Annotated in this window: 2 protein-coding genes and 1 pseudogene; 2 read left to right on the top strand and 1 reads right to left on the bottom strand. The window is 45.6% G+C overall.

Annotation, left to right across the window (positions count from 1 at the left end):
* Positions 1-498, bottom strand: a pseudogene (locus F6K20_RS31930) (DNA phosphorothioation system sulfurtransferase DndC); the annotation flags it as partial.
* Between the two features lie 228 nt (positions 499-726).
* Here F6K20_RS31930 and F6K20_RS31925 point away from each other — a divergent pair.
* Positions 727-933: a hypothetical protein gene (locus tag F6K20_RS31925; RefSeq protein WP_287297442.1), complete on the top strand. Its 207-nt coding sequence runs from the start codon at positions 727-729 to the stop codon at positions 931-933.
* Positions 934-1,200: 267 nt separating this feature from the next.
* Positions 1,201-2,802 (top strand): DGQHR domain-containing protein, encoded by a 1,602-nt coding sequence (locus F6K20_RS31920; RefSeq protein ID WP_008189444.1) that lies wholly within the window; start codon positions 1,201-1,203, stop codon positions 2,800-2,802.
* Positions 2,803-2,990: the final 188 nt, after the last annotated feature.

The following is a 2,990-nucleotide window of genomic DNA, read 5'->3' as shown; positions in this document are numbered from 1 at the left end:
AATAGCCTCTCCACTAGATCGGATAACATTCCGAATAAAACGGTTAGAGGGTTTAATTTTCAAACGTTCAGTACACCAGCGAAATTTACCCCGTGGAGCTGGGTAACCTTTACCAATTAAACTTACCCAGTAGGTTTCTTTAACCTCCGGTTGTAAGAGATGGGGTTCAAAGGGCAATCCTTGAGCTTCAGCTGCCAACTTAATCTGTTTTAGGGAATTGCGAACCCAAGCTGAAACAATGGGATTCTCTACTAACGTGTCTGTAGTGATGACATAGATAGTCTTAGTTCGCTGTTCTGGTGGCAGAGCTGCGATCGCATTCCATACCAGCTGTAGAGTTGCGGTGCTATCCTTGCCACCACTATACCCTATAACCCAGGGAATTGCATCCAAGCAGTATAACTGTTGAATTTCAGTGGTTAGAGCAGTAATCTCTTCCACCAGCTCAGCCACAGTGCGATTTTTTGGCTTATTTTCTGAGAGTTTGACCTGATTCATCTGACTTCACGGGAGTAGGGAAACCCCCTCTAGGCAAGAGCGGGGTGCTGACTCTCTGCTAAGACAAGGCTTGACAGATTAGTCCTTTTTTCGAGCTTATCCCAAGTTTTGAATAAAATTTCTTGACAGTGGATCTAACGTTTTTCTTCCTAAAATGGTATGATTAATAGTTTTACTCTATCGAAGCCCGAGTATAGGGAAATAAGCTAATTTGATCCTTAAAAACTTGTGCTAGTCTTAAAAATATTTATCGTAAGCATATGCGCTACGCGCACGCTACGCGAACAGCCATCAGCGGTCAGCCGTCAGCTAAAGGCTCATGCTACGGGAACAGCTTATAGCAATTCTCTATGCCATGAGGTACAAAGGTATCCCCCTAAATCCCCCTTATCAAGGGGGACTTTGAGGTTGAAAAGCGTACCTCATAAATCCTAGAAACGCTATATTTTATTCAAAAGCACCGATTGCGCTACGGGCACGCTGTGCGAACAGTAGCGTGGCACAGGCTTCGACGCTGGGAGGTAGCGCATTAGCTGATAGCTGATAGCTGATAGCTGATAGCTAAATGCTGATAGCTGAATGCTGATAGCTGAATGCTGATAGCTGATAGCTGATAGCTGATAGCTGATAGCTGATAGCTGATAGCTGAATGCTTACTATTTATCGATAGCTTCTACAACGCAGCATTATGGGTTTAAAACTATGGTGATCAAAAGTGCAAATCATCCCAATGACCTGGCCAAGCAAATTCTTGAACAAGAAAACCAAGATCGACAGGCGCTGGCGTTATTGCTCGATAGGCATCTGGCTAGAAACGATCAAATCTTGGTGCAGAAAACTCACATGGGCACTACAGAGGCATTTATTGGCTCAGTCACTCTGGAATGGTTAGCGATTCGGGTTCGCTACGCTTCCCAACTGCCGCTATTTCAGCAAAAGTTTGATCAACAAACGAACAATATCGTCAGAGATGCCGATACTATAGAAGCGCTTCAGCAGCGTCCTCTTGATTGGTCACGTCAAGCTGCTCTGGCTCAATATCTAGCAGCCCGCAAAACTCACAAGTTTCCCCCAGTCCTGGTAGTGCTTAGCTCTGGCTGGGTAGATAATGCCCAGGCTGCTCACTGGGATAAGAATCAACGCGCTCTCCAGTCGGCAGCTGAGTTCACCAGTTTAGATAAAGATGGCACAGTCGGACTGCTTGATGTTTCAGACCATGTTTCAATTTTTGCCTTAGACGGTCAGCATCGACTGATGGGAATCCAGGCTCTGATGGAATTGATTAAAATCGGTACGCTCCAGAAATATAGCAAAGGCAAAAAGCCAATCGGCTCCCTGATTACAGTTGATGACTTGATGGAGGAGTATCACATCTCGCCAGGTTATCTGCAAAGTCTAGCCACAGAAAAAATTGGTATTGAGTTCATTCCTGCTGTGGTTCAGGGAGAAACTCGTGAAGAAGCACGGCGACGCATCCGCTCGATCTTTGCTCACGTTAACCTGATGGCAGTAAGGTTGAGCAAAGGACAACTAGCGTTGCTCAATGAAGACGATGGCTTCTCAATCGTTGCTAGAAAAATTGCCATGAGTCATCCTCTGCTGAGGGAGATGGAAAATCGTAATCCTCGGGTTAATTGGGATAGTGCTACGGTTTCAGCTAAGTCAACAGTCTTGACTACTTTACAAGCTCTCAAACATATATCTGAGCTGTATTTGGGCTACCAATTCCCTCACTGGAAACCTTGTGAGAAAGGTCTAATTCCCATGCGTCCTGAAGATGAAGAGCTAGAGATGGGAACTAAGACATTGACAGAGCTTTTCGACTATCTAGCTAGTTTACCCAGCTATCAAAAGCTCGAACATGGAAAAGAAACACCTCAACTGCGTCGGTTTAACCATGAAAGGGGTGGAGGAGAAGGAAACATGCTATTCCGTCCAGTAGGACAAATCGCCCTAGTTCAAGCTTTGGGTATTCTAGTATTTAACCAGGATTTCTCTCTCAAAACCATCTTCGAGAAACTTCAAAAATACGATGGTTCGGGTGGCTTTAGTCAGATAGATCACCCACAATCCCCTTGGTACGGCATTTTGTATGAGCCAAATCGAAAGCGAGTACTAGTTTCTGGACGAGAGTTAGCCTGCAAAGTGATGTTATATCTTTTGGGTGGTGTTACAGAGCGTATGGAACGTGCTCAACTGCGCATAGCTGTAGCTAATGCCAGGAGTGTTAGCAAAGATCAAGCGATCAGCTTTGAGGGCAAGTTTGTGAAACCGAAGGAGGTAGGATTACCACCTCAGTTGTAACGGAATTACTAGACTTCTTGCAGAAGTCGGGAACAGGGAACAGCGATGCAGCGCGGTCTTGGGGGTTTCCCCCATGAGCGACTGCATCAAGACGGGAACAGGGAACAGTGGACAAGAATTGACCCAAAGCGATGCAGAGGTGCGACCCGTGGCGAATTTAATTCGCCTACGGAAAGCGCACCATTACA

The sequence above is a fragment of the Moorena sp. SIO2C4 genome (genome assembly GCF_010672485.1).
Taxonomy (GTDB): Bacteria; Cyanobacteriota; Cyanobacteriia; order Cyanobacteriales; family Coleofasciculaceae; genus Moorena; species Moorena producens.
This window is presented reverse-complemented; position numbering and strand designations above follow the sequence as displayed.